The sequence below is a fragment of the [Actinomadura] parvosata subsp. kistnae genome (assembly GCF_900323885.1).
In the GTDB taxonomy this organism is placed as follows: domain Bacteria; phylum Actinomycetota; class Actinomycetes; order Streptosporangiales; family Streptosporangiaceae; genus Nonomuraea; species Nonomuraea composti.
The window spans coordinates 237783-262021 of record NZ_OOHJ01000023.1 but is presented as its reverse complement, the minus strand read 5'-3'; the positions used below and the strand labels follow the sequence as shown (position 1 = coordinate 262021).

General features: G+C 73.5%; 25 protein-coding genes. 11 read left to right on the top strand and 14 right to left on the bottom strand.

Annotation, left to right across the window (positions count from 1 at the left end):
- The first annotated feature begins 44 nt into the window (after positions 1-44).
- From KIS93_RS52685 to KIS93_RS52665, 5 genes are read left to right on the top strand one after another with little or no spacing between them, the layout of a single operon-like run.
- Positions 45-1055 (top strand): ABC transporter substrate-binding protein, encoded by a 1011-nt coding sequence (locus KIS93_RS52685; protein ID WP_080037483.1) that lies wholly within the window; start codon positions 45-47, stop codon positions 1053-1055.
- Positions 1052-2152 carry a FecCD family ABC transporter permease gene (locus KIS93_RS52680; protein WP_080037482.1) on the top strand — a complete coding sequence of 367 codons (1101 nt, stop codon included), beginning with the start codon at positions 1052-1054 and terminating at the stop codon, positions 2150-2152. Before KIS93_RS52685 ends, KIS93_RS52680 begins: the two co-directional genes overlap by 4 nt.
- Positions 2149-2886: an ABC transporter ATP-binding protein gene (locus KIS93_RS52675; RefSeq protein WP_080037481.1), complete on the top strand. Its 738-nt coding sequence runs from the start codon at positions 2149-2151 to the stop codon at positions 2884-2886. The genes KIS93_RS52680 and KIS93_RS52675 overlap by 4 nt, the downstream gene beginning before the upstream one ends.
- A 40-nt stretch (positions 2887-2926) precedes the next feature.
- A complete protein-coding gene (locus KIS93_RS52670) occupies positions 2927-3682 on the top strand; it encodes a hypothetical protein (RefSeq protein ID WP_222107974.1) in 756 nt (251 codons plus the stop codon).
- Positions 3679-4671: a P1 family peptidase gene (locus KIS93_RS52665; RefSeq protein WP_080037480.1), complete on the top strand. Its 993-nt coding sequence runs from the start codon at positions 3679-3681 to the stop codon at positions 4669-4671. Before KIS93_RS52670 ends, KIS93_RS52665 begins: the two co-directional genes overlap by 4 nt.
- Before the next feature lie 5 nt (positions 4672-4676).
- Here KIS93_RS52665 and KIS93_RS52660 read toward each other — a convergent pair whose 3' ends face one another.
- A complete protein-coding gene (locus KIS93_RS52660; protein ID WP_080037479.1) occupies positions 4677-5498 on the bottom strand; it encodes a TIGR02452 family protein in 822 nt (273 codons plus the stop codon).
- 200 nt (positions 5499-5698) lie between these two features.
- Here KIS93_RS52660 and KIS93_RS52655 point away from each other — a divergent pair, with 200 nt between their 5' ends.
- From KIS93_RS52655 to KIS93_RS52640, 4 genes are all read left to right on the top strand, one after another.
- Entirely contained in the window at positions 5699-6709 is a 1011-nt protein-coding gene (locus KIS93_RS52655) for a polysaccharide deacetylase family protein (RefSeq protein WP_080037478.1), read from the top strand.
- Between the two features lie 62 nt (positions 6710-6771).
- A complete protein-coding gene (gene mqo, locus KIS93_RS52650) occupies positions 6772-8244 on the top strand; it encodes a malate dehydrogenase (quinone) (protein ID WP_080037477.1) in 1473 nt (490 codons plus the stop codon).
- Positions 8237-8998 (top strand): FadR/GntR family transcriptional regulator, encoded by a 762-nt coding sequence (locus KIS93_RS52645; protein WP_080037476.1) that lies wholly within the window; start codon positions 8237-8239, stop codon positions 8996-8998. Before mqo ends, KIS93_RS52645 begins: the two co-directional genes overlap by 8 nt.
- 22 nt (positions 8999-9020) lie before the next feature.
- Positions 9021-9557, top strand: a complete 537-nt coding sequence (locus KIS93_RS52640) for a GNAT family N-acetyltransferase (protein ID WP_186404956.1) — start codon at positions 9021-9023, stop codon at positions 9555-9557.
- Between the two features lie 325 nt (positions 9558-9882).
- On the opposite strand, the gene KIS93_RS52635 is transcribed toward KIS93_RS52640, so the two are convergent.
- Together KIS93_RS52635 and KIS93_RS52630 are read right to left on the bottom strand one after the other, a co-directional pair.
- Positions 9883-11334: a Gfo/Idh/MocA family protein gene (locus tag KIS93_RS52635; RefSeq protein ID WP_230466044.1), complete on the bottom strand. Its 1452-nt coding sequence runs from the start codon at positions 11332-11334 to the stop codon at positions 9883-9885.
- 43 nt (positions 11335-11377) lie between these two features.
- Entirely contained in the window at positions 11378-12124 is a 747-nt protein-coding gene (locus KIS93_RS52630) for a hypothetical protein (protein WP_155126690.1), read from the bottom strand.
- Here KIS93_RS52630 and KIS93_RS52625 point away from each other — a divergent pair.
- Entirely contained in the window at positions 12123-13196 is a 1074-nt protein-coding gene (locus KIS93_RS52625; RefSeq protein WP_080037473.1) for a LacI family DNA-binding transcriptional regulator, read from the top strand. The two genes, KIS93_RS52630 and KIS93_RS52625, sit on opposite strands and share 2 nt — an antisense overlap.
- A gap of 587 nt (positions 13197-13783) precedes the next feature.
- Here KIS93_RS52625 and KIS93_RS52620 read toward each other — a convergent pair.
- On the bottom strand, positions 13784-14233 hold the full coding sequence (locus KIS93_RS52620) for a carboxymuconolactone decarboxylase family protein (protein WP_080037472.1): 450 nt from the start codon (positions 14231-14233) through the stop codon (positions 13784-13786).
- 83 nt (positions 14234-14316) lie between these two features.
- Here KIS93_RS52620 and KIS93_RS52615 point away from each other — a divergent pair, with 83 nt between their 5' ends.
- Positions 14317-15192 (top strand): sigma-70 family RNA polymerase sigma factor, encoded by an 876-nt coding sequence (locus KIS93_RS52615; RefSeq protein ID WP_080037471.1) that lies wholly within the window; start codon positions 14317-14319, stop codon positions 15190-15192.
- 2 nt (positions 15193-15194) lie between these two features.
- Here the strand turns inward: KIS93_RS52615 and KIS93_RS52610 are convergent, their stop codons facing one another.
- The 10 genes from KIS93_RS52610 to KIS93_RS52565 form a co-directional block, all read right to left on the bottom strand.
- Positions 15195-15671: a DoxX family protein gene (locus KIS93_RS52610; protein ID WP_080037470.1), complete on the bottom strand. Its 477-nt coding sequence runs from the start codon at positions 15669-15671 to the stop codon at positions 15195-15197.
- A 176-nt stretch (positions 15672-15847) separates the two neighbouring features.
- A complete protein-coding gene (locus KIS93_RS52605) occupies positions 15848-16396 on the bottom strand; it encodes an OsmC family protein (protein ID WP_080037469.1) in 549 nt (182 codons plus the stop codon).
- A gap of 23 nt (positions 16397-16419) precedes the next feature.
- Positions 16420-17040 carry a VOC family protein gene (locus KIS93_RS52600; RefSeq protein WP_080037468.1) on the bottom strand — a complete coding sequence of 207 codons (621 nt, stop codon included), beginning with the start codon at positions 17038-17040 and terminating at the stop codon, positions 16420-16422.
- Positions 17037-17603 carry an alkylhydroperoxidase domain protein gene (locus tag KIS93_RS66630; RefSeq protein ID WP_080037467.1) on the bottom strand — a complete coding sequence of 189 codons (567 nt, stop codon included), beginning with the start codon at positions 17601-17603 and terminating at the stop codon, positions 17037-17039. Before KIS93_RS66630 ends, KIS93_RS52600 begins: the two co-directional genes overlap by 4 nt.
- The gene (locus tag KIS93_RS66625) at positions 17600-18187 is read right to left on the bottom strand and encodes a CMD domain protein (protein ID WP_080037466.1); all 588 of its coding nucleotides are present in this window, start codon (positions 18185-18187) and stop codon (positions 17600-17602) included. The genes KIS93_RS66630 and KIS93_RS66625 overlap by 4 nt, the downstream gene beginning before the upstream one ends.
- The gene (locus KIS93_RS52585; protein ID WP_080037465.1) at positions 18184-19176 is read right to left on the bottom strand and encodes a putative FMN-dependent luciferase-like monooxygenase; all 993 of its coding nucleotides are present in this window, start codon (positions 19174-19176) and stop codon (positions 18184-18186) included. Before KIS93_RS52585 ends, KIS93_RS66625 begins: the two co-directional genes overlap by 4 nt.
- The gene (locus KIS93_RS52580; RefSeq protein WP_080037464.1) at positions 19173-20720 is read right to left on the bottom strand and encodes a dipeptide ABC transporter ATP-binding protein; all 1548 of its coding nucleotides are present in this window, start codon (positions 20718-20720) and stop codon (positions 19173-19175) included. Before KIS93_RS52580 ends, KIS93_RS52585 begins: the two co-directional genes overlap by 4 nt.
- Complete coding sequence (locus KIS93_RS52575; RefSeq protein ID WP_080037463.1) at positions 20717-21595, bottom strand: ABC transporter permease; 879 nt, start codon at positions 21593-21595, stop codon at positions 20717-20719. Before KIS93_RS52575 ends, KIS93_RS52580 begins: the two co-directional genes overlap by 4 nt.
- Positions 21592-22524, bottom strand: a complete 933-nt coding sequence (locus KIS93_RS52570) for an ABC transporter permease (RefSeq protein ID WP_080037462.1) — start codon at positions 22522-22524, stop codon at positions 21592-21594. Before KIS93_RS52570 ends, KIS93_RS52575 begins: the two co-directional genes overlap by 4 nt.
- The gene (locus KIS93_RS52565) at positions 22521-24146 is read right to left on the bottom strand and encodes a TIGR04028 family ABC transporter substrate-binding protein (RefSeq protein WP_080037461.1); all 1626 of its coding nucleotides are present in this window, start codon (positions 24144-24146) and stop codon (positions 22521-22523) included. Before KIS93_RS52565 ends, KIS93_RS52570 begins: the two co-directional genes overlap by 4 nt.
- Positions 24147-24239 lie beyond the last annotated feature (93 nt).

Sequence of the window (24239 nt, the reverse complement as noted above, 5' to 3'; positions counted from 1 at the left end):
TGCACAATGGGCCCCGATCGTCCCACCTTCACCACCGGAGAACCATGAGAAGGCTGCTCGCCCTGATGGCGGCCCTGACGCTGACCGCGTGCGGTCAGGCCCCCGCCGCGCGGCAGGAGAGCGCGACCGGCGCGGCACCGCGGGCCGGCTTCCCCGTCACGATCATCAACTGCGGGCGCACCCTCACCTTCGACGAGCCGCCCTCCAAGGTCGTGACCGGCTACCACCCCGCCCTGGAGACCCTGCTCGCCCTCGGCCTCGGCGACCGGGTCGCCGGGCGCACGAACTTCTCCGAGAGCGCGTTCCTGCCCGGCCAGAAGGAGCAGTACGACAAGATCCCCGAGATCTCGCCGACGATCATGCTGCCGCAGAAGGAGGTCATGCTCGCCCAGGGCGCCGACTTCGTCCTGGACAACGCGATGGCCGGCTTCGACGCCGGCGGCGGCTACGCCACCGTGGAGGAGCTGGACGCGGCCGGCTCCCCCGTCTACATCCTGGGCGGCTGGTGCAGCCCCGAGGAGACGCTCCAGTACACCCTGGACAAGACCTTCACCGACATCCAGAACCTCGGCCGGATCTTCGGCGTCCCCGACCGCGCCGAGAAGCTGGTCGCCGACCTGCGCGGCAAGCTCGACGACGTCCGGACGCGCGTCAGCGGCCGGCCGCCCGTCAAGGTGCTGGCCACCGACGGCGGCAAGGGCCCCGTCAACGCCTACGGCGGCTCCGGCATCACCCACCAGATGATCACCGCCGCCGGCGGGCAGAACGTGCTGGCCGCCGTCAAGGGCGACTACACCGAGGTCAGCGTGGAGCAGGTCAGCGCCGCGCAGCCGGAGGCCATCCTGGTCAGCGAGTACGCCACCCTGCGCGGCGAGACGATGCCCAGCGTGGCGGCCAAGACCGCCGACGCCCTGTCCATCGCCAGGAACAGCCCCGCCGCCAGGGACAGGCGGGTGCTGCCGCTGCCGGTCTCGGCCCAGCACCCCGGCTACCGCAACCTCCTGGCCGTCGTCGACATCGCCCGCTTCCTGCACCCGGACGCGTTCACCGGATGACCGGCGACACCCTCGCACCGGCCGCCCGCCTCGCGAGCACCACGCCTTCCGGTCGGCGCCGCCGCCGCTACATCCTGCTCGTCGCCGCGCTGGCGGTGGCCGTGGTCGCCTCGACGTGGCTGGCGGTGAGCATCGGCGCGGTCCACGTGGCGCTGCCGCAGGCGTGGGCCATCGTCGCCGACCACCTCGCCCCCGGCGTGGTCGCGCGCACCTGGACGCCGGTGCAGGAGCAGATCGTCTGGGAGTACCGGCTGCCGCGCGCGCTGCTGGCGCTGCTCGTCGGGGCCGGGCTGTCGGTGGTCGGCGCGGTGCTGCAGGCGCTCGTCCGCAACCCGCTCGCCGACCCGTTCCTGCTCGGCATCTCCTCCGGCGCGTCCTGCGGCGCGGTGCTCGTGCTGGTGCTCGGCTACTCGACGCTGGGCGGCCTGTCCCTGTCGGGCGCCGCCTTCGCCGGCTCCCTCCTGGCGCTCGGCCTGGTGTACGTGCTGGCGCAGCGGGCCGGCCGGATCACGCCGTCCCGGCTGGTGCTGGCCGGCGTGGCGCTGGCCTACCTGTTCCAGTCGCTCTACAGCTTCGTGCTGCAGCAGGCGCAGAGCGGGCGGGCGGCCCAGCAGGTGCTGTTCTGGCTGATGGGCAGCCTGGGCGGGGCCCGATGGGAGATGCTGCCGCTGCCGTCCGCCGTCCTCGCCGCGGGGCTGGTGTACCTGCTGCTGCAACACCGGCAGCTCAACGCGCTGACCGCCGGTGAGGAGACCGCCGTCTCCCTCGGCGTCAACGTGCACCGCCTGCGCCTGACGCTCTTCGTGCTCACCTCGCTGCTGGTCGGCGTGCTGGTGGCCACCAGCGGCGCGATCGCGTTCGTCGGGCTGATCGTGCCGCACGCGGCCCGCCTGCTCGTCGGCGCCGACCACCGCCGGGTGCTGCCCGTCACGGCGCTGCTCGGCGCGGCGTTCCTGCAGCTCGTGGACGTCGCCGCGCGCACCGTCAACGCGCCGCAGGAGCTGGCGCTGAGCATCGTCACCGCGCTGTTCGGCGTGCCGTTCTTCCTGTGGCTGCTGCGCCGCCGCTCGGTGGACCGGGCGGTGACGGTCGGATGAGGCTCGACCTGAGCGGGGTCTCCGTGCGGCTCGACGGGCGGCCCATCGTGCACGAGGCCGACCTCGTGGTGGACGACGGCGAGTTCGTCGCCCTCGTCGGGCCGAACGGCTGCGGCAAGTCCACCCTGATGCGCACCATCTACCGGGCGCTGCGGCCCTCCGCCGGGCTCATCACCGTGGACGGCGACGACGTGCACCGCCTGTCCTGGCGGGAGTCGGCCCGGCGCACCGCCGTCGTGGCCCAGGAGACGCCCGCCGAGCTCGACTTCACGGTGGGCGAGGTCGTGCTGATGGGGCGCACGCCGTACGAGCGGGCCGCCGCCGCCGACGAGGAACGCTGCGCCAGGGCCCTCGACCGCGTCGGCCTGGGCGGCGGGGAGGAGCGCGGTTACGCCACGCTGTCCGGCGGCGAGAAGCAGCGCGCGCTCATCGCCCGCGCCCTGGTGCAGGAGACGCGCCTGCTCCTGCTCGACGAGCCCACCTCCCACCTCGACATCCGGCACCAGCTGGAGATCCTGCACCTGGTGCGCGAGCTGGGCGTCGCGACGCTGGCCGTCCTGCACGACCTCAACCAGGCCGCCGCGTTCTGCGACCGCCTGTACGTCATGAGCGCCGGCCGCGTGCTCGCCGGCGGCCCGCCCGAGCAGGTGCTCACGCCCGAGCTGATCTCCCAGGTGTACGGCGTGCGCGCGGTGCGGCGCACCCAGCTCGTCTTCGAACGGCTCGCCCTCTAGGATCTCGCCTACGGCAGGAAGATCATCGAGGAGGGCGGCCGTGACGTGGGACCCCGATGAGACGCCGCGCCGCGCCCTGTGGATCGGCGGCGGGCAGTGGGCCGGCAAGTCGACCGTGGCCCGGCTGCTCGCCCGCCGGTACGGGCTGACCGCCTACCACTACGACTACCACGACGCCCGCGGCCACGACGACCGCCGCGTCGCCCGCCGCGTCCTGCTCGGCGAGCCGCCCGGCGGCCCGGACCCCGACACCATGTGGGTGCGCTCCACGCCCGCCGAGATGGCGGCGGAGACGCTGGCCGGCTTTCCCGTCCGGTTCGGGTGGGCGCTCGACGACCTGCGCGGCCTGGTGTCCGGGCGGCCGATCCTCGCCGAGGGCTGGGGGCTGCGGCCCGAGCTGGTCGCGCCGATCATCGGCTCTGCCCGGCAGATGGTCGTCATGGTGCCCACCGCGGAGTTCCGCGCGCGGCAGGTGCGCGAGCTGCCCCGCGCCGCCGCCGCGCCCGCCGGGGTCAGCGACCCGGACCGGGCGCAGCGCAACCGGCTCGAACGTGACCGGCTCGTCGCCGAGGACGCCGTGCTCTCGGCCCGGCGGCTCGGCATCCGCGTGATCGAGGTCGACGGCACCCTCGACGCCGGCGCCGTCGCGGACCTCGTGGCCGAGCACTTCCGCCCTTACCTGCCACCGCCTGAGCCGTCGCCCTCGCCCTCGCCCTCGCACGAGCCGTCGCCCTCGCGCGAGCCATCGCCCCCGCGCGAGCAGTCGCCTCCGCCGTCGCCCGGGCGGGCGTCATGAGCAGCGGGCGTTCGCGGGCGCGCGAGCTCGGCGTCGTCGTCGGCGCGCTGCCGACCGGGTCGCTGAACGCGATCACCGACGTCGAGGGCGTCCTGGTGGGGCACACCACGATCGACGACGGCGCCGATCTGCACACCGGCGTCACCGCCGTCGTCCCCCGGCCGCCGCGCCCGCTGCCCGCCGCCGTCCACACCGGCAACGGGTACGGCAAGCTGGTCGGCTCGACCCAGGTGGACGAGCTGGGCGTGCTGGAGTCGCCCATCGTGCTGACCGGAACGCTGTCGGTGTTCCGGGCGGCCGACGCGGTGCTCACGTACCTGATGCGGGCCCATCCCCGCGGGCTGTCCTTCAACCCGCTCGTCGGTGAGACGAACGACGGCTTCCTGTCCGACATCCGGCGCCGCCCGATCACCGAGCGGCACGTCCTCGACGCGCTGGAGGGGGCGTCCGGCGGACTGCCCGCGGAGGGCTGCGTGGGGGCGGGCACGGGGACGACGGCCCTGGGGTTCAAGGCGGGCATCGGCACCTCGTCCCGGCAGGTCGAAGCGGGGATGCCGGTGACCGTCGGGGCGCTCGTGCAGGCCAACTTCGGCGGGGTGCTGACCGTGCGGGGCGTCCCGATGCCGGTCGAGGAACTCGTCCCCGGCGCGGCCCGCGTGCGGCCGCCGGGCAACTCCTGCGTGATCGTGCTGGCCACGGACGCGCCGCTCGACGCCCGGCAGCTCGGCCGCCTCGCCCGCCGGGCGATCTTCGCGATGGGGCGGGTGGGGGCGTCGTACGCGCACGGCAGCGGCGACTACGCGATCGCCTTCAGCACCGCCACGCAGCGGCCGGTCCTGCCCGACGCGGCGCTGGACCCGGTGTTCGCGGCGGTCATGGACGCCGTCGAGGAGGCGCTGCTGAACTCGTTGTTCATGGCGACGACCACGACCGGGGTGCACGGGCACACGAGCCACGCGGTGCCGTACGACCGGCTGCTGGCGGGCTGACGGCCCTACCCTGCCGGGAACCGCTCGGCGAAGGCGGCCCGGTTCGCCGACTCCGGGTTCCTGTCCCACACGGCGAACACCACCCGCTCGAACACCCCCGCGAAGCCCCCCGTCAGGTGGGCGTGGAAGGCTCCGGCGACCTGGCGGGGGTCGTTGCGGAACACGCCGCACCCCCACGCCCCGAGCACCAGCGCGCGGGCGCCGTGATGCCCGGCCACCTCCAGGACGCGCCCCGCCCGCTCGTCCAGCGCCCGCCGGACCCGCTCCCCCGCGCCGGGGTCGCGCCGCAGCACCTGCCCGGCGTTGGGCGCGGGCGAGGTGAGGAACGAGACGAGGTACGGCTCGGCCAGCAGCCGCCCGTCCTCGCCCCGGTGCACGGGCACGCCGGGCGACCAGATGACACGGTGGCTGTAGAGCAGGTCGGCCGAGGCGCGGTGGGAGGCGTAGTAGTCGGGCGCCCGCAGCAGGCACGGGTACAGCAGGGCGTGCCGGCACAGGTCCTCCTCCTGCGCCTTCGCGCCGTTGAGGTATCCGCCTCCGGGGTTGCGGGCGGAGGCGAAGTTGAGCACCGCGATGCCGTCCGCGCCGTCGAGGTGCAGCCGCCGCGCCGCTCCCAGGCTGCCCTCGCCGGTGACCTCGAACACCGTCCGGTACGTGCCCGCGCCCGCCCTTTCCAGGGGGCCGTCGGGCGGATGGCTGACGGTGCCGGCCATCGCGGCGCGCAGCGCGGGGCCCACCTCGACGATGGTGCCGTCGGCGGCCTGGTAGCGGCCCTCGGCGGCGATCCGCTCGTTGTCGGCCGCGACCTGGCGCAATCTTCCACTCACGCGTCCTCATCGTAGGTGGTGATCGCTTCGTGAAAGAAGCGCTTTTCTTTCACCACCCTTCCGAAATATTTCGGCTTCTGTAGCTGCGGATATCCGCATGGTAAGCGCGTTGTTGCCGAAACATTTCCAACCTCCGTTGACACGTTTCGGAGGCGTCCCCACAATGTCCGCAAGCCACCCCCACGATCAAGGGATCAGCGATGATCGATCGGAAACGCGGTTCAGCCTTGGCCGCCGGGCTCCTGGGCGCCCTCCTCGCCCTCTGCCTGGCCGTCACCGCCACCTCGGCCCTGGCCGCCGACCGCCAGCGCGCCGCCGCCGACTGCAGCGCCGGGTACGTCGGGCTGACGTTCGACGACGGCCCGAACGCCGGCAACACCGCCAACCTCCTCAACGCCCTGACCTCGAACGGCCTGCGCGCCACGATGTTCAACATCGGGCAGAACGCCCAGAACAACCAGGGCCTGGTCAGGGCGCAGCGGGACGCGGGCATGTGGATCGGCAACCACAGCTGGTCGCACCCGCACCTGACGCAGCTCGGCAGCTCGCAGATGCTGTCGGAGCTGCAGCGCACCCAGCAGGTCATCCAGCAGGTCACGGGCACGGCGCCGAAGCTGTTCCGCCCGCCGTACGGGGAGACGAACGGCACCTTGCGGTCGGTGGAGCAGCAGCTCGGCCTGACCGAGGTGATCTGGGACGTCGACTCGCAGGACTGGAACGGCGCGAGCACCGCGCAGATCGTCCAGGCGGCGGGCCGGCTGCAGAACGGCCAGGTCATCCTCATGCACGACCAGTACGCCACGACGCTGGCCGCCATCCCGCAGATCGCCGCGAACCTGCGCAGCCGCAACCTGTGCGCCGGGATGATCTCCCCCGCCACCGGCCGGGCCGTCGCCCCCGACGGCGGCTCGAACCCGCCGACCTCCCCGCCGCCCGGCGGCGGGACCTGCACCGCGACCATCTCACAGGGCCAGCAGTGGAGCGATCGCTTCAACCTGTCGGTGACGGTCTCGGGCACGAGCTCCTGGGTCGTCACGGTCACCCTGAACCGGCCGCAGAAGGTCATCGCGACCTGGAACGGCACCCCGTCGTGGGACTCCAGCGGCTACGTCATGACGATGCGGCCGAACGGCAGCGGCAACACCTTCGGCTTCACCATCCAGCACAACGGCGTCTGGACCTGGCCCTCGGTCTCCTGCAGCACCGCCTGAACCCTCCGCGACCTGTTATACAGGAGTGTCTCTTGTATGACAGGTCGCTAGGAGGAGATCAGGTGAGCGGCTACGACGTGGTGCTGGTGGGTGGCGGCATCATGAGCGCCACCCTCGGCGTGCTGCTGCGCCGGGTGCGGCCCGACTGGTCGATCCTCGTGCTCGACCGGCTGGACGGCCTCGGCCTGGAGAGCTCGTCCCCCTGGAACAACGCGGGCACCGGCCACGCCGGGCTCTGCGAGTTCAACTACACGCCCCTGACCGGCGCCGGCTCGATCGACGTGAGCGGCGCGGTCGCGGTCGGCGAGCAGTTCCAGCTGTCCCGGCAGCTCTGGGCGCGGCTGGTCGAGGAGGGCACGCTCGGCGACCCCGCCGGCTTCATCCGGCCGGTCCCCCACTACTCCTTCGCCCACGGCGCCGCCGGCGTCGCGCACCTGCGGCTGCGGTACGCGGCGTTGCGCGATCACCCGCTGTTCGAGGGCATGGAGCTGACCACCGACCGGGACGTCATGGCGCGGTGGCTCCCCCTCATGTTCGCCGGCCGCTCCTCCTCGGAGCGCGCGCCGATGGCCGTCTGCCGCACCCGCGGCGGCACCGACGTCGACTACGGGGTGCTCACGCGGCGGCTGTTCGCCGCCATGGCCGTGGAGGTGCGCACCGGGCACGAGGTGCGGGCGCTGCGCCGCGACGGGCGATCCTGGCTGCTGCGGGTACGCGACCTGCACGGCGCCCGCGAGCACGCCGTCCGCGCCCCGTTCGTGTTCCTCGGCGCCGGCGGCGGGACACTGCCGCTGCTCCAGAGCGCGAACGTGCCCGAGATCCGCGACTACGGCGGCTTCCCCATCAGCGGCCGGTTCCTGCGCACCGACAACCCCGAGCTGCTGGCCCGCCACCACGCCAAGGTCTACAGCCACGCCGAGCGCGGGGCGCCGCCGCTGTCGGTGCCGCACCTCGACACCCGCGTCGTCGACGGCCGCACCTACCTCATGTTCGGCCCGTTCGCCGCCTTCTCCCCGCGCTTCCTCAAGCGCGGCCGGCTGTCCGACCTGCCGCGCTCGATCACCCCGCGCAACGCCGGCACCCTCCTCGGCGCCGCCCGCCACCACCACGACCTCCTGCGCTACCTCGTCGGCCAGCTCGCCCTGACGCCCGGCGGCCGGCTGCGGGCGCTGCGCCGGTTCGCCCCGGACGCGCGGGCGCGCGACTGGGAGCTCGTCACCGCCGGGCAGCGGGTGCAGGTCGTCAAGCGGGTGAACGGGAGGGGGTCGATCGCCGGGTTCGGCACCGAGGTCGTCACCTCCGCCCACGGCGGCCTCGCCGCCCTGCTCGGCGCCTCCCCGGGCGCGTCCGCCTCGGTGGCGATCATGCTGGACGTGCTCGAACGCGCCTTCCCCGACCACGTACGGGACTGGCGGCCCGCCCTCCGCGACCTCCTCCCCTCCTACGGCCTCCCCCTGGCGAACCACCCTGACCTGCTCCGCGCCATCACTTCGCGCACCACCGAAGCCCTGGGCCTGGGGGCGGACCATGGCTGACGACCACGGCACGAGCCGCACCGATCGCACCCCGAGCCGCGCCGACGGCGACAGCCCGGCCCGGCAAGGCGCGAGCCCGGCCGGTCATGGGGCGAGTCTCGCGGATCGGGTGGAGGGCGAGCTGCGGCGCGGCATCGGGAGCGGTGAGTGGCAGCCCGGGGAGTTGCTGCCGTCCGAAGGGGAGCTGGCCGTCCGGTTCGACGTCAGCCGCACCGTCGTACGCGAGGCCATCTCGCGGCTGCGCGCGGCCGGGCTGGTCGAGACGCGGCGCGGGCGCGGCACCTCCGTCCTGGCCAGGCCGGCGGCGCAGGACTTCACGCACTCGCTCGGCACGGTCCGCAACCGGCAGGACCGGCTGCATCTCCTGGAGCTGCGGCGCGGCATCGAGGTGGAGGCCGCCGCCCTCACCGCCACCCGCCACACGCCCGCCGCGCTCGCCGCCATCGACGCCGCACTCCGCCGCACGGCCACCGTCAGGGGCGGCGCCAGCGACGCCGTCGAGGCCGACTTCGCCTTCCACCGCGCCATCGCCGCCGCCACCGCCAACCGCTTCTACCTCGACCTCCTCGACACGCTCGGCCCCGGCGCCATCACCCGCCCGTACGCCGGCCCCGACCCCGACCCCGCCCACCTCGACCAGGTGCTCGGCGAGCACCGCCGCATCCGCGACGCCATCGCCGCAGGGGACGCCCTGGGCGCGGCGGCCGCCATGCGCACCCACCTCGACGCGTCCATCGCCCGGTTGCAGGGCTGATCGAGCTGGCATGCTTCAGGCCATGACCATCGAGCACCCAAATGTCCAGGTCCGTCCCGCCCGGCCCGAGGACCGGGACACCGTCATGCGGCTCGTCTCCCGGCTCGCCGGCGGGGTGGCGGAGTGGCGCGGCCCCGAGGCCGTCGTGGAGGCGGCCCGGCAGTGGCTCGCGGGCTACTTCGTCCCCGAGCAGCGGCAGCCGGGCGCCGTGTTCGTGGCCGTCACCGGCGCTCAGCCCCGCGACGGCAAGTTCTCTGGCGGAGAGATCTCTGACGGCGAGGCCTCCGGCGGCGAAGTCGTCGGCGTCGTCTCCGTCAACACGCACCGCCACTTCACCGGCCCGACGGAGGCCTACGTCGGCGAGCTCGCCGTGGCCCCGCACGCCGTACGCATGGGGTTGGGGCGGCGGCTCCTGAGCGCGGCGGAGGACTGGGCGCGCGGGCAGGGCGTGCGCCACCTCACGCTGGAGACGGCGGCGGGCAACACGACCGCCCGCCGCTTCTACACCGCGATGGGGTACGGCGAGGAGGCCGTCCGCTTCACCCGCGTCCTCGACTGACGCCCCACCCACCCGCCGTCCGGCCCGCCCATCCCCCAGGCCACGGCCCGCACGCCGCACAGCCCGCGCGCACGCCCCACTCCACGGGCTGGACGCCCGGGTCCGCACGCCACACGACCCGCCCACAGCACGGCCTGGCCCGGATGCCGCTTGGCGAACGCGACGCCCGTCCTCGTCACGGCGGTCCTCCTGCCCAAGCCCGGCACTGCCCGTACCGCCCGAGCCGGCGCGGAGCCGTGCCCGACCCGTGCTCAAACCCGGCACGTACTGCCCGAGCCCGGCAACGGCGTGGGCGGCGGGGCGGCGGCGATGGGGGTGGGTGGGGTCAGAGGTCGGTGCCGAGGTCGAGGTCGTCGACGGTCACGGGGTGGCCGGTCAGAAGGGACTCGTTGGCGGCGATGCCGACGGCGACGGCGCGCAGGCCGTCGCGGTAGTCGGCGGCGCGGCCGAGGGGGTCGTCGCCGATGCGGAGGTCGCGGCGGAAGACGTCCATGAGAAGGATGGCGTCGCCGCCGCCGTGGCCGCCGATCCCGGCGGGGATCGGCACCTCCTCGGGACGCTGCCAGTGCCGCTGGACGACGAGCCGCTCGCCCTCGGGACGCAGCGGGTCGTGCGCTCCGAGCGGGGTGGCGGAGGGGTCGAGGACGGCGTTGCCGTCGGCGTCGAGCTCGATGAAGCCGCGTTCGACGACCTCCAGCTCGGCCCGGCCGGCGGTGCCGTTGACGGTGACGCGGTAGCCCTCCCAGGGGCTGTGCGCGTTGAGCGAGTAGCTGAGCCGGGCGCCCCTGCGGTAGTTGACGAGGACGGCCATGTTGTCCTCGATCGTGACGCCGGGCGCGAACGGGTCCTGGTCGCGGCGGTAGCCGTCGTGCTGCTCGGCCTGGAGGTAGAGGGCGTCCAGGCGGGGGTCGGCGCGCAGGTCCAGGGAGAACGGGTCGCCGTGGGTGCCGGTGCCGCGCTCGGGCCGCTCGCCCATGCCGCGCGCGGCGGCGTTCCGGTCGCCGTAGAAGCGCAGCGCGCCGGACGCGTACACCTTGGCGGGGGTGTCGGCGAGCCACCAGTTGACGAGGTCGAAGTGGTGGCTGGCCTTGTGGATGAGCAGGCCGCCGGAGTTGGCCTTGTCGCGGTGCCAGCGGCGGAAGTAGTCGGCGCCGTGGACGGTGTCGAGGGCCCACTCGAAGTGCACGCTGGTGACCTCGCCGATCGCGCCCGACGCGATGACCTGGCGCAGCGTGGAGTTGCGGGGGGCGTACCGGTAGTTGAAGGTCATGACGACGTCGCGGCCGGTGTCGGCGACGGCCTTGGTGATGCGCCTGCAGCCGTCGGCGTCGATGGTCAGCGGCTTCTCCACGACGACGTCCGCGCCGGCCCGCAGCGCCTCGTCGACCAGCTCGGCGTGGGTACGGTCGAGGCTGGTGACGATCACGACGTCCACGCGCTGCTCGGCGACCATCTTCGCCAACTCGCCCGGGACGTATCGCGGCAGCCCGGCCGGGCCGTCGAGGCCCAGCGCGGCGCCCACCTGGGCGTCGTAGTAGTCGATGCGGGCCGGGTTCGGGTCCAGCCAGGCGACGAGCTCGCCCACGTCGGCGTGGTCGCCGGTCAGCGCGGCGACGTACATGCCGGCCCGGTGCCCGGTGCCGGCCACGGCGTAGCGGCGGCGGGCGCGCGACGGCGGCGGGGCGGCGAACTGCGGCACCACGCCGGCGCCCGGCTCGGTGCTGATGTGGGAGGCGGGGGCGGGGGCGGTGGGGTTCTGATCCACGGGGTGGGTCACGGGGGTCCTTCTCGGTGTTGCCTGAACGGCTTAAAGTGAACGTTCATCCACGCACGCTAGTGACCCGCCATCTGGAGGTCAAGAAGGGTGGGAACGCTTCATAGTGAACGTTCATCCCCAACGGCGAAGACGTCTCCCGCCACCGATACCCTGAAGCTGCGTACCGGACGGGCGGACCACGGCCGAGCGAGGAGTACCGGGTGAGTGAGGGCGCGGCCATGCAGCGACCGACCATCAAGAAGGGCCGGGCGTCGAAACGGGCGGTCGCCGAGGAAGGCGCGGCAGCGAAGCGGCCGACCCCCACAGAGAGCACGACCACGAGGCGATCGGCCGTCAAGGACGGCGCCGCCTCGAAGCGAGCGGCCATCGCGAGCGACGCGACCACTGAGCGCGCGGCCACCAGGGGTGACGCAGCCTCGAAGCGAGCGGCCATCGCGGCCGACGCGCCCACGAAGCGCGCGGCCACCAGGGACGACGCGAGCACGGAGCACGCGGCCACCAGGGACGACGCGACCACGAAGCGCGCGGCCATCAGGGACGACGCAGCGTCGAAGCGAGCGGTCAGCGCCGACGACGCGCCCACGAAGCGGGCGGTCAGCGCCGACGCGCCCACGAAGCGAGTGGCCACCATGGAGCAGGCGACCCCCAAGCGGCCGGACAGCGCAGACAGCGCGACCCCGAAGCGGCCGGACAGCGCAGAGAGCGCAGACAGCGCGGCCGCGAAGCGGGCGGACACCAGGGACGACGCGGGCTCGAAGAGGGCGGCCACCGGGGACGACACGGCTTCCATGCGGGCGGACGATGCGGAGGGGTCGGCGGTGGAGTGGGCGGTGGAGTGGGCGGGCGTTGTGGGGGGCGTGGTGGCGAAGCGGCCGACCATCATGGAGGTGGCGAGGCTTGCCGGGGTGTCGCATCAGACCGTGTCGCGGTACCTCAAGTTCGGGGGCGCGGGGATGAAGGCGGAGACCAGCGAGCGCATCAAGACGGCGATCGAGCAGCTCGACTACCGGCCCAACCTCGTCGCCCGCGCCATGCGCAACCGCCGCACCGGGCGGCTGGCGATGCTCCTGCCCGCCGGCACCGCCGTCAGTGCGCTGGAGCTGCTAGCCGGTGCCACCACGGCGGCCCACGAGGCGGGGTACGTGGTCGAGGTCGTGACGCTCGGCGGCTCCCCGCAGACGTGGGCGCAGCGGGCGCTTGAGCTGTCCGACTCCGGGTTGTTCGAGGGGATCGTGTCGCTGACGCGGATGTCGCTTCCCACGCAGCGGCCGGGCAGCGTGCCGGTCGTCGTGTCGCCCGACTACGACGACCGCATGCGCGGGGTCGGGGAGCTCGCCGACGCCTCCCACATGGCCGAGATCGTCGAGGGGCTGGCCGCGTACGGGCACCGGAGGTTCCTGCACCTGGCGGGCGACTACGCGCACGCCTCCGCCCGGGAGCGCCGGCAGGTCTACCTCGACACGCTCGACCGGCTGGGGCTGGAGTCGTACGGGGTGATCGACTGCCGGTGGTCGGCGGCGGCGGCCCGGCAGGCGGTGCTGGACCTGCCGGCCGGCAGCGGTGTCACCGCCGTCATCGCCGCCAACGACCTGGTGGCGGCGGGGGCGATCCGGGGCGCGTGGGAGCGCGGGCTGCGGGTGCCCGCCGACCTGAGCGTCACGGGCTGGGACGACAACCCCGTGGGCGCGTTCCTGCCGCCCTCGCTCACCACCGTCCGCGTCGATCACGAACGGCTGGGACGGCGGGTGCTGGCCCGGCTGCTGGGCGTGCTGCGCGGCGAGCCAGGCCCCGAGGATGACGAACCGCTCACCCAGGTCATCTGGCGCGAGTCAACCGGCCCCGCCCCCGACGAAGCACGCTGACCCCGCGCCGACGCACCGCCTCCGCCCTGCTGTCCTCGTGCCCAGTGGCCTGGTGCCCTGGTGGTCTGTGGTCTGTGGTCTGTGGTCTGTGGTCTGTGGTCTGTGGCCTGTGGCCTGCCCTGCTGCCCCGCCGCATCCGGGCCGCTGCCCCATGGCGACGGCCGGGCGGCCATGCCCGTCCAACGCGCGTATGCGGCCGACGCGCCGCCACCTCCCGCCGGTCGCGCCACCTCAGGACACCCAGCGGGCCACCCGCCCCAGCCCAACCAACGGGCCGGGGCCACAGCGCGACCAGCGTGACCAGCGTGACCAGCGGGGGACAAAGCGCCGCAGCGCCCGGCAGAGCCGAGCCGCCCAATGCCTCGGCGGGTTCGGTGCCGCGGGCTGTCGGCAGGCGAGTGCCGACAGCACGCCCAGCGGACGGGTGCCGGAGCCTGTCGGGCGACCGGGTGCCGGAATGCGCTGGGCGCGAGGGGCGGAAGCCTGTCCGGCGGGCGGGTGGTGGAGTGCGCTGGGCGCAGGGGCGGGAGACTGGTCGGCGGGTGGGTGGCCGGGGCGTGGCCGGGGCGAGCGCCGGGAGGGGCAGGTCACCAGGTTTTGCCGGCCTGTTCGCCGAGGGCGCGGTTGATGCGGTTGAAGAAGTTGGTGAGGGCGACCTCCGTCAGGATCGAGGAGAGCTGGTCCTCGGAGAAGTGGGCGGCGGCGGCGTCCCAGATCTCGTCCGTCACGCCCGGTGCGCCGTCCTGGATGCGGGTGGCGGCCTCGGCCAGCGCGAGGGCGGCCCGTTCCGCGTCCGTGAAGAAGGGGGTTTCGCGCCAGGCGGCCACGCTGTGGAGGCGTTCGTCGTTCTCCCCGCGCCGCTTCGCCGAGGTCACGGCGGCGTACACGCAGGGGCTGCAGCTGTTGACCTGGCTGACGCGCAGGTGGATGAGGTCGAGCAGGAGGGGGTCGGTGCCGGCCGAGTGGATCGCCTTGTAGAGGTGCTGGACGGCGGTGGTGATGTCGGGGTTCGGGCGGCTCCGCAGGCGTGCTTGCATCGGTGGTGCTCCTTCGTCGGTTACGTGTGCCCGTCCGGGCGCGTCATGAGTGATGACGGAGGAGTTCGGAGAAAGGTAACGACATGTCCGACAGCGGTGCGGCGGGGCCGGTGGCCGAGGCGTTTCAGGGGCAGCGGGAGCGGTTGCACGCGGTGGCGTACCGGATGCTCGGCTCGCACGCCGACGCGCAGGACGTGGTGCAGGAGGCGTGGTTGCGGCTGTCCCGCCAGGACGCGGCGGCCATCGGCAACCTCGCCGGCTGGCTGACCACCGTGGTCGGGCGGATCAGTCTGGACGTGCTGCGCTCGCGCCAGGCCCGCCCGGAGGCGTCGTACGACGATCGGCTGCCCGAGCTGGAGGGGACGGCCGGCGGCGCCGCGCCGGAGGACGACGTGGCGCTCGCCGATTCGGTGGGGCTGGCGCTGCTCGTCGTGCTGGAGTCGCTGGGGCCGAGCGAGCGGCTGGCGTTCGTGCTGCACGACCTGTTCGGGGTGCCGTTCGACGAGATCGGGCAGATCCTGGGCCGTTCCGCGGACGCCGCCAAGATGCTGGCCAGCCGCGCCCGCAGGAAGGTGCGGGCGAGCGAGCGGCCGGCGGCGTCGGGGCGGGAGCATCGGGAGGTGGTGCAGGCGTTCCTGGCCGCTGCTCGTCTCGGCGATTTCGAGGGGTTGTTGCGGGTGCTCGATCCGGACGTCCGGCTGACCGTCGACACTCCCGGCGGGCTGGTCGTCACGCTCGGCGCCACGGAGGTCGCCTCCAGCGCGCGGATGGCGGCCGGCGCGGCCACGCGGGGCGGTTGGGTGCTGGTCGACGGGCTGCCGGCGGTCGCGTCGTGGCGCGAGGACGGCAGCCCGCTGTCGGTCATGTCGTTCACCGTGGTGGCGGGCAGGGTCGCCCGGATCTCCGTGGTGGTGGACCCGGTGAAGCTCGCGGCGATGAACCTGCCGGCATCGGGGTGAGGTCACACCGCGCGGTCGCGGGACGGCACCAGGCGGGCGCCGAGGGCGCGGGCGCCGATCACCATGGCGGCCGCGGCCAGGACGATGTCCTTGAAGATGTACTGCGCCTCAAGAGTGGGGGCGCCGGGGAACAGGTTCGTGAAGAAGAGCACGTACGGGGCGAAGAACCCGACGAGCGCGCCCGTCATCACGACCAGCCCCGTCTTGAGCAGCTTGCCGGTCACGAGCGTGAGCCCGATGAAGACCTCCATGGCGGCGATCACGGCCTGCGCCGCGTAGCCGGACAGCAGGCCCAGGGACAGCTTCTCCAGCGTGGCCACCGACAGCGCCTCGGCCGGGCTCACGCCGGGGAAGAACTTGAGGGTGCCGAAGGCCACGAAGACCAGCCCGAGGCTGACCCGGAGGACGTCGATGCTGTGCCGGGCCAGCCAGCCGGACAGCTTGGTGATCATGGTGTCGGCGGTGGTGATCGTGGTCATGGTGTGCTCCCTGCCTGTCGGTGTGGTGTTCCGTCGTGGTTCAGGTTCGCGGAACCGACCGGCGGGGAGCGTCGGGCTGGAGGAGACACCTGGGGTACGCCGTCGCACGTACGCGGGGGGTGCGGCGTACTGCCACAGGTCTCAGGGGTTCGCCCTAGGGGGTGGCGGCGGCCAGGTCAGGCGTACTGCTGCGGTGGTATCGCCACCGCTTGCGGGTCGGTGCGGACCAGCGTGCCCGTCACCGGCTGCGGGTTGCGGATCAGGTTGAGGATCGGGCAGACCCGCTCAACCTCCGCCTGCAGGGCCTTCAGCTCCTCGTCGGACGCGGGCGACGCGATCCGCACCTCGTACCGGAACCCGTACGGATGCACGGGGACGTCACCGTCCGGCCCCTGGGCGCGGGGGTCGTACTCGGCGTGCACGTCCACCTCCAGCGAGTCGAGCGGCACGTCCAGCTCGGCCGCCTTGATCAGGAAGATGTGGGTGACGCAGCTGCCCAGCACGCCGGTCTGCAGCTCGGGCGAGGTGGGGCCGAGGTCGTAACCGGCGAAGTCGGGGCCGCTGTCGCTGATGAGCTGGAAGTCCCTGATCCTGATCCGCCGGATGCCGCTGCGGCCCTCGGCGGTGACGCGGGCGCGCAGCGGGACCGGGCCGGTGGCGGGGGCCTCCCGGCGGGCGAGCAGGGCGGCGCGCTTGTGGGACAGGTATTCGCGCAGGGTGGTCATGAAGAACGCTCCTCGGAGAAGTGTCAGCGCAGGGTGACGTGGCCGCGCGGGGTGCCGATGACAGCGCGCAGCGACGGCTCGGGCCCGGCGGCGACGTCGAGCCGGACGCCGAGCGCGGCCAGGTCCCGCTGGAGCGCGTCCGGGTCGGGGTGGGCGGCGGAGAAGGAGATCAGGCCGGCCAGTGGCAGGTCGGAGTCGGCGGGGTGGCGGGTGCCGCCCCAGTCGATGAGGAACGGCACCGGCCGCACCTCCGCCGGGTCCTCGCGCCGGGTGAGCCGCCATTCCAGCAGCTCGCCGGCGGGAGTGCGCCGCGACAGGGGCTGCACGTCGCCAGGGTCGTGGCCGCGCTCGCGGGCCAGCCGCACGGCCTTGTCGATGTCGCCGGGCCGCACGGCCCAGGCGGCCAGGCGCGGCTCGGTCAGCGTCTCCAGCCCGAACGCCCGGGGCCGGACGCCGGCCTCCGGGTCCGGGCCGATGATCTCCAGGTAGGAGGAGGACCCGAAGCGGATGAGGTAGTTGGCCGTGCCTCCGGGATGGCTGCCGCCGCGCACCGGCGTGATCCCGGTGCGTTCGGCGAACTCGGCGACCCCCGCGGCGAGGTCGGGCACCGCGTAGACGAGGTGGTCGAGCTGAGGTTCCGTCACTTCTCCTCCTGGGTGGGCTCGCCGAGCGAGAGCATGAGCCGGTTGGCCCAGCCGAAGAACGCCCCCGCGTGGACGAGGTCGCTGATGGCGAGGTCGTCGAGCCCGGCCGCGCGCAGCGCCGCCAGGTGCTCGGGGCCGAGCGTGGACGGGGTGGAGGCCAGCGCCACGGCGGCGTCGATGATGGCCCGCCATCGGGCGTCCTGCCGCGCGTCCACCCCCTCGTCGAGCAGCCGCCGCACGTCGCCGGGCCGCTTGGAGTAGTGGCCGGCGAAGCGCGCGTGCACGGAGGCGCAGAAGACGCAGCCGTTGTGGCGGGAGGTGGCGGTGGCGGCCAGCTCGCGTTCGGCGCGTGGCAGCCCGCCGTCGGGGTTGTAGAAGATGTCCTGGTCGGTCTTGGTGCGGGCGTGCAGGACGTCGGGGTCGCGGGCGAGCAGCCGGAAGTACGGGGAGGCGGCGCGGGCCCGGTCGACCAGGGCCTCGTGGTGGGCGTCGGTCAGCTCGTCCTCGGTCAGGGGCTCCAGCCAGGGCCGCCAGCCGAGCCGTTCCGTGGTGAACCCGGTCATGCGGTGACCCCTTCCTGGTTGAGCAGGCGCAGGCCGGTGACGACCCGTACCTGGAAGCTGAGGAACGCGACGAGCTGCGACAGCGTGACGACGCCGGTCTCGCTCCAGCCGGCGGCGCGCAGGTCGCGCAGCGCGTCGGCGCGGGCCTCGCGGGGGCGGAAGACGAGCAGGTGGGCGTGCTCGAACGCGGCGGCCAGCCGGACCCCGAGCGCGGCCGGGTCGCTGGCGCGGTAGCGCGGGCCCTCAAGGCTCTCGGCGGCCAGGGCGCCCTCGTAGACGCCGTAGGGGCCGGTGGCGCGGCCCGCCTCGATCTCGGTCTCTACGGCTTTGAGCAGGCCGGGTGACAGCTCGGCGAGGCGGTCGGCGTAGAAGCGGGCGACGGTGAGGTCCTGGTGCAGGCCGGTGACGAAGGCGGCGACGGCGTCGCGCTCGACGAGCGTCACCTCGCCCTCGTCGTCGGGGGTGAAGAGCGCGTCGTAGCCGCGCTGGGCGTGCTCGCGGGCGTCGGGGCGCCGGTCGCGCAGCCGGTCGAGGGAGGAGCCGGGGGTGATCCCGGCCAGGTGGTCGATGACGTCAGTGATCATTTCTTGCTCAATTCGACGGTGGGCCGCCAGCCGAACGCGGGGGCGACCTCGGTGGCCAGCAGTTCGATGGAGCGCAGGACCAGGGGGTGCGGCGGATCGACCGAGTGGACCTGGAAGACCAGGTCGGTCGCCCGCTGCAGGGTGGGGTCGGCGCGCAGGCTGTCGATGACGTCCTGCGGGGTGCCGAGGTGCACGTCGAAGGCGGTGATGCGGCTGTCGAGGTCACTGCCGGGCAGCTCGAACGGCAGCCGGCGCCGGCCGAGCCCGATCTCGGCGTAGCGCAGCGCGTCGGCGCGGCTGTCGGCGACGAACGCGGTGCGCGACGCCATGATCCGCGGGGTGGCGCCGGCCGGCAGGCTCTCGTGGTACGCCTCGACGATGGGGAGCTGCAGGTCGGCCAGCGTGGCCTGGGGCCGCTCGGCGGGCCGCGGCTGGGTGCGGGAGAGCATCAGCCCGTGGCCGGCCCGCCCCGCCCTGGCCCCGCCGGCGACGGAGAACGTGGCCTCCCACACGGCGTCGAGCAGGCGGGGCGCGGGCGGGTAGAGCCGGTTGCCGCCGCCGAGGTCCTCACCGGCCCAGGCGCGGCGCAGCGCCCACAGGTGCTCGGCGTACAGGGCGGCGCGGTCGGCGGCGTCGTGCCCGAACGGCCCGAACGCCGACGGGGTGCCGCCGCCGCCGACGCCCACCTCCAGCCGCCCGCCGGTGAGCAGGTCGAGCACGGCGGTGTCCTCGGCGACGCGCAGCGGGTGTTCGAGCGGCAGCGTGATGATGCCGGTGCCGAGCCTGATGTGCCGGGTCGTGGCGGCGACGTGGGCCAGGAACACCAGCGGCGCGGGCAGCCCGCCCTCCTCGCCGTCGAAGTGGTGCTGCGCCACCCACGCGGTATCGAACCCGTGCGCCTCGGCGTGCCGGATCTGCTCGGCGGCCAGCCGGTAGCGCTCGGCGGGCGGCGCGTCGTCCAGCAGGCGGGTGAAGAAGCCCAGCCTCATCGGACGCGCTCCGGGATCGCGGCCAGCAGCTCTCGGGTGTAGTCGTGCCGGGGGTCGCTGAAGACCTGGCGGGTGGTTCCGGTTTCCACGATGCGTCCTTTGCTCATGACGGAGACGGTGTGGGAGATCTGGCGCACCACGGCCAGATCGTGCGAGATGAACAGGTAGGTCAGGCCCAGCTCGCGCTGGAGCCGTTCGAGCAGGGCGAGGATCTGGGCCTGCACGGTGACGTCGAGCGCGGAGACCGCCTCGTCGAGCACCAGCACCTCGGGCTCGGCGGCCAGCGCGCGGGCGATGGCCACCCGCTGCCGCTGCCCGCCGGACAGCTCGCGCGGCCGGCGCGCGGCCAGCTCGCCCGGCAGCGCCACCCGCTCCAGCAGGTCGGCGACGCGGGCGCGCCGGGCGGGGCGGTCGCCGAGCCCGAAGTTGCGCAGCGGCTCCTCGATGATCTCTCCGATGGTCTGGCGAGGGTCGAGCGACCCGTACGGGTTCTGGTAGACGAGCTGCACGTGCCGGCGGAAGCGGCGGCCGTCCGGCGCCCCGGCGATGCTGACCGTTCCCGAGGTGGGCGTGGCGAACCGCGCGACCATCCTGGCCGTGGTCGTCTTGCCCGAGCCGGACTCCCCCACCAGCGCGTGGGTGGTGCCGCGGGTGACCTCGAAGGAGACGCCGTCCACGGCGCGGAACGGGCGCCGCCCGACGCGGAACTCCTTGACCAGGTCGCGCACCACGATCGCGGGCGGCCCGCCCGGATGGTCGGGGAACGGCCGCGCCGACAGGGCCGGGGCGTCGTCCAGCAGCCTTTTGGTGTAGCCCTCCTGCGGGGCGGCCAGCACCGAGGACGTCGGGCCGCGCTCCACGACGCGGCCGTCCTTCATCACGACCAGCCGGTCCGAGCGGCCCGCCGCCACGCCGAGGTCGTGGGTCACCAGCAGGACGGCGGTGCCGTACTCGGCTCGCAGGTCGTCGATGAGGTCGAGGATGCGCCGCTGCACGGTGACGTCGAGGGCGCTGGTCGGCTCGTCAGCGATGATCAGGCTCGGCCGCAGGGCGATCGCGGCGGCGATGAGCACGCGCTGCCGCATGCCGCCGGACAGCTCGTGCGGGTACTGCCGGGCGCGCGTCTCCGGGTCGGGCAGGCCGACGCGGGCGAGCAGGTCGAGGACGCGGGCACGGATCTTGCGGCGGTCGCGCTCGCCGTGCACGCGCAGCACCTCGCCGATCTGGGCGCCGACGGTCTTGACGGGGTCGAGGGAGTTGGCGGGGTCCTGCGGGACGAGGCCGATCCGGCTGCCGCGCACGGACCGCAGGCGGCGCTGCGACCAGCCGGCCAGGTCGGCCTCGCCGAACAGGATCCGGCCCGCGTCCAGGGTGGCGTTGGACGGCAGCAGCCCGATGAGGGCGTGGGCCGTGGTGGACTTGCCGGACCCCGACTCGCCGACGACGGCCACGACCTCGCCCGGCTCGACCGACAGGGACACGCCGTGCACCGCCGGGCGGCCGTCGTAGGAGACCTTGAGGTCGTGCACCTCCAGCAGGCTCATCCGCGTTCCCTTCCGATCGAGCGGCTGATGCGTCCGGCGGCCAGCACCACGGCCACCACGACGGCGCCGGGCAGGGTGGTCAGCCACCACGAGGTGGCCAGGTAGTTGCGCCCCTCCGCGATGAGCAGCCCCCACTCGGGGGTGGGCGGCTCGGCGCCGTAGCCGAGGAAGCCGAGCGTCGAGATGGCCAGGATGGCGGCGCCGAACTGCAGGGCGGCCAGCGCGACGACGGGGCCGAGCGAGTTGGGCAGCACGTGCCGCCACAACACCGCGCCGAACCTGCCGCCGCTGCCGAACGCGGCCTCCACGTAGTCGGTGCGCCGCACCCGGACGACCTCGGCGCGGGCCAGCCGGGCGAAGGCCGCGACGGAGCCGATGCCGACGGCGATCGCCACGTTCACCGTGCCCGGGCCGAGCAGGATGATCACGGTCAGGGCCAGGAGCAGGCCGGGCACCGACAGCAGCACGTCCACGACCCGCATGACCGCCGCGTCCGCCACGCCGCCGGCGGCGCCGGCCAGCAGGCCGAGCAGCGTGCCGAGCAGCAGGCCCACCCCGACGGCGACGAGCGCGCCCGACAGGGAGTGCACCGAGCCGTGCACCACCCGGGCGAAGACGTCCCGCCCGACCGCGTCGGTGCCGAACAGGTGGCCGGCGCCCGGCGGGCGCAGCTTCTCCGCCGGTACGCCGGCGATCGGGTCGTACGCGGTGAACAGGCCGGGCACGACCGCCCAGAGCAGCACGAGCCCGACCACCAGCCAGGCCACCACCAGCCCGACGGGCACCCGGCCCCTGGGCCGCCGCGCCACGCGCGCCGGGACCGGCACGCCGCCGCTCCCCACGCCGCCCGCGCCCGGGACAGACGCGCCCGTCATGCCGCCGCTCCCTTCAGCCGGGGGTCGAGGATCGGGAACAGCACGTCCACCAGCAGGTTGACCAGCACGAACACGGCGGCGGCGAGCACCACGACGGCGAGCATCACCGGCGTGTCCTGCGCGTTGACGGCCTGCTCGGTGAGCCGGCCGATCCCGGCCCGGCCGAAGACGGTCTCGGTCACGACCGAGCCCGCGATCAGCTCGCCGAGCGTCAGCCCGGCCACGGTGAGCGTCGGCAGCACGGCGTTGCGGGCCACGTGCCGCCACAGGATCCACCAGCGCGAGGCGCCCTTGGCCGCGATCACCGGCACGAACGGCTGCGCGTACACCTGGTCGATGGCGCGCGCCAGCACCTGCGCGATCGGCGCCGAGATCGGCACGGCCAGCGTCAGCACCGGCAGGACGAGCTGCTGCACCTCGCTGCCGCCGATCACCGGCACCAGCCGCAGCCGGAACGAGAAGATCTGGATCAGCAGGATGCCCAGCCAGAACGCCGGCACCGAGATGAACAACGACGGCACCGACAGCAGCGCCCCGCGCAGCCAGGAGGCCGAGCTGTAGCTGGCCGCGAACGCGATGACCACGGCGATCACCACGGCCAGCAGGAACGCCGCCGACGCCAGCCGGGCCGTCTCGGGCAGCGCTTCGGCCAGCCGCTCGACCACGGGCGTGCCGGTGTCGATCGAGTAGCCGAAGCTGCCGGTCAGGAAGCCGAGCAGGGTGTGGGCGTAGTCGGCCAGCGGCGAGGCGCCGGCGTAGTACGCGCGGATCTCGGCGATCTGCTGCGGCGACAGACCGAGCTCCGGGTTCTGGAACTTGATCAGGATCGAGTCGCCGGGCAGGAGCTGCAGGAGCACGTAGCTCGCGGTGAAGGCGGCCCACAGCACGAGCGCGGCCTGCCCGGCGCGCGACAGCAGGTAGCGGGTCACTGCCGCGCCTTCCACACGGAGTAGAACCACGGCCGGGCGACCGCCTCGAAGGCCACGCCGCGCACGTACGGGGCGGCGCCGTACACCTGGGGCTCCTCGAACAGCGGGATCGCGTAGCCCTGCTCGATCACGTACCGCTGGATCTCGGCGACTTTGGCGTTGCGCCGGCTCACGTCGGGCTCGGCGGACTCCTCCTCCAGCAGCCGGTCCAGCTTCTTGTCGTCGGACAGGATGACGTCGCGGTTCTTGCTGTGGAAGTGGCTCTTGATCACGTCCTGGTCGGCGCGGCCGACCATGCCGTGCTGGATGGCGGTCTTCTCGGCGTCCTTGATGTCGACGGCCTGGGTGCCGGCGTCGGCGGGGCGGATCTCCAGCTTGACGCCGAGCTTCGTCCACTGCTGGGCGACCAGCTCCAGGGTCTGCTTGGACAGCGGCTGCGGGCCGGAGACGAACACGCCGAGCTGCAGCCGCTTGCCGTCCTTGACGCGGACGCCGTCGGCGCCGTTGACCCAGCCCGCCTGGTCGAGCAGCGCGTTCGCCTTGGCCGGGTCGTAGACGAGCTCCTTGGACAGGTCCACGTAGCCCTGCGCGAGGTGGCTGAGCACGGACGTGGCGACCGGGTAGCTGGCGGTGAAGAGGGTGTCGACGATCTCCTTGGCGTTCGTGCCGAGCCGCAGCGCCGTGCGGACGTTCACGTCCTTGATGAGGCTGTTGCCGGGCCGCAGGTAGAGGCCGTTGTTCACGCCTCGCGTGGGCTCGGCGTAGATGGTAAAGCCGGCGTCCTTGACGGTCTGCTCGTCGTACGCCTGCACGTACCGCACCATGTCGGCCTGGCCGGAGGTGAGCGCGCCGACGCGCACGTTGTCCTCCGGCGTGACGATGATCTTGATTTCGTCGAGGTACGCGCGGCCCTGGTGCTTCGACGACGGCGGCGCCCAGTTGTAGTCCTTCCTGGCGACCAGGTCGACCTCCTTGTCGACGATCTGGTTCTTCAGGGTGAACGGGCCGGAGCCGACGATGTTCTTCAGCTGGCACTGCTGCTCGTACGGCAGCGAGATCGTCTTCTTCGACACCAGGCCCGCGCCGATCACCGAGGTGCCCTGGAGGAAGCCGGGCGACGGCTTGTCGAAGTGGAAGCGCAAGGTGAGCGGGTCGAGCACCTCGCTGCGCTCGTAGTTGTTGACGAACTCGGCGACGGGCAGCTTGAGCTTGTCGTCGCCGAGGCCGTACACGTCGAAGTTGGCGGCGACGGCGTCGGCGTCCAGCTTGGTGCCGTCGCTGAACGTGACGCCGTCGCGCAGGTGGAAGGTGTACTCGGTGGCGTCCTCGTTGATCTCCCACTTGGTGGCGATCCACGGCTCGATCTCGAGCGTCTCCGGGTTCTGCCAGGTGAGCTTGTCGGTGATCTGGTTGAGGATGCCGCCGTTCGGATAGAAGCCGGCGGCGGGCAGGTAGAGGCACGTGGGCGGTTGATGCTCCAGGTAGGTGAGCGTGCCGCCCTGGACGGGCGTGCCGTCGCCGCCGGGCGCCGGGCCGGCGGCTCCCCCGGCGCCGCCACAGGCGCCGAGGAGGCCCACGAGGGTGAGCGTGACGACGGTGCGCAGCGGTCTGGATGGAGACATGGGGGTACTGCCCTTCATGAACGTCTGGAAGCTAAACCAGCTTAACCTACCTAAATAGTAGAAAATCAAGTCGGGGGTCTTGGTGACTGGTCG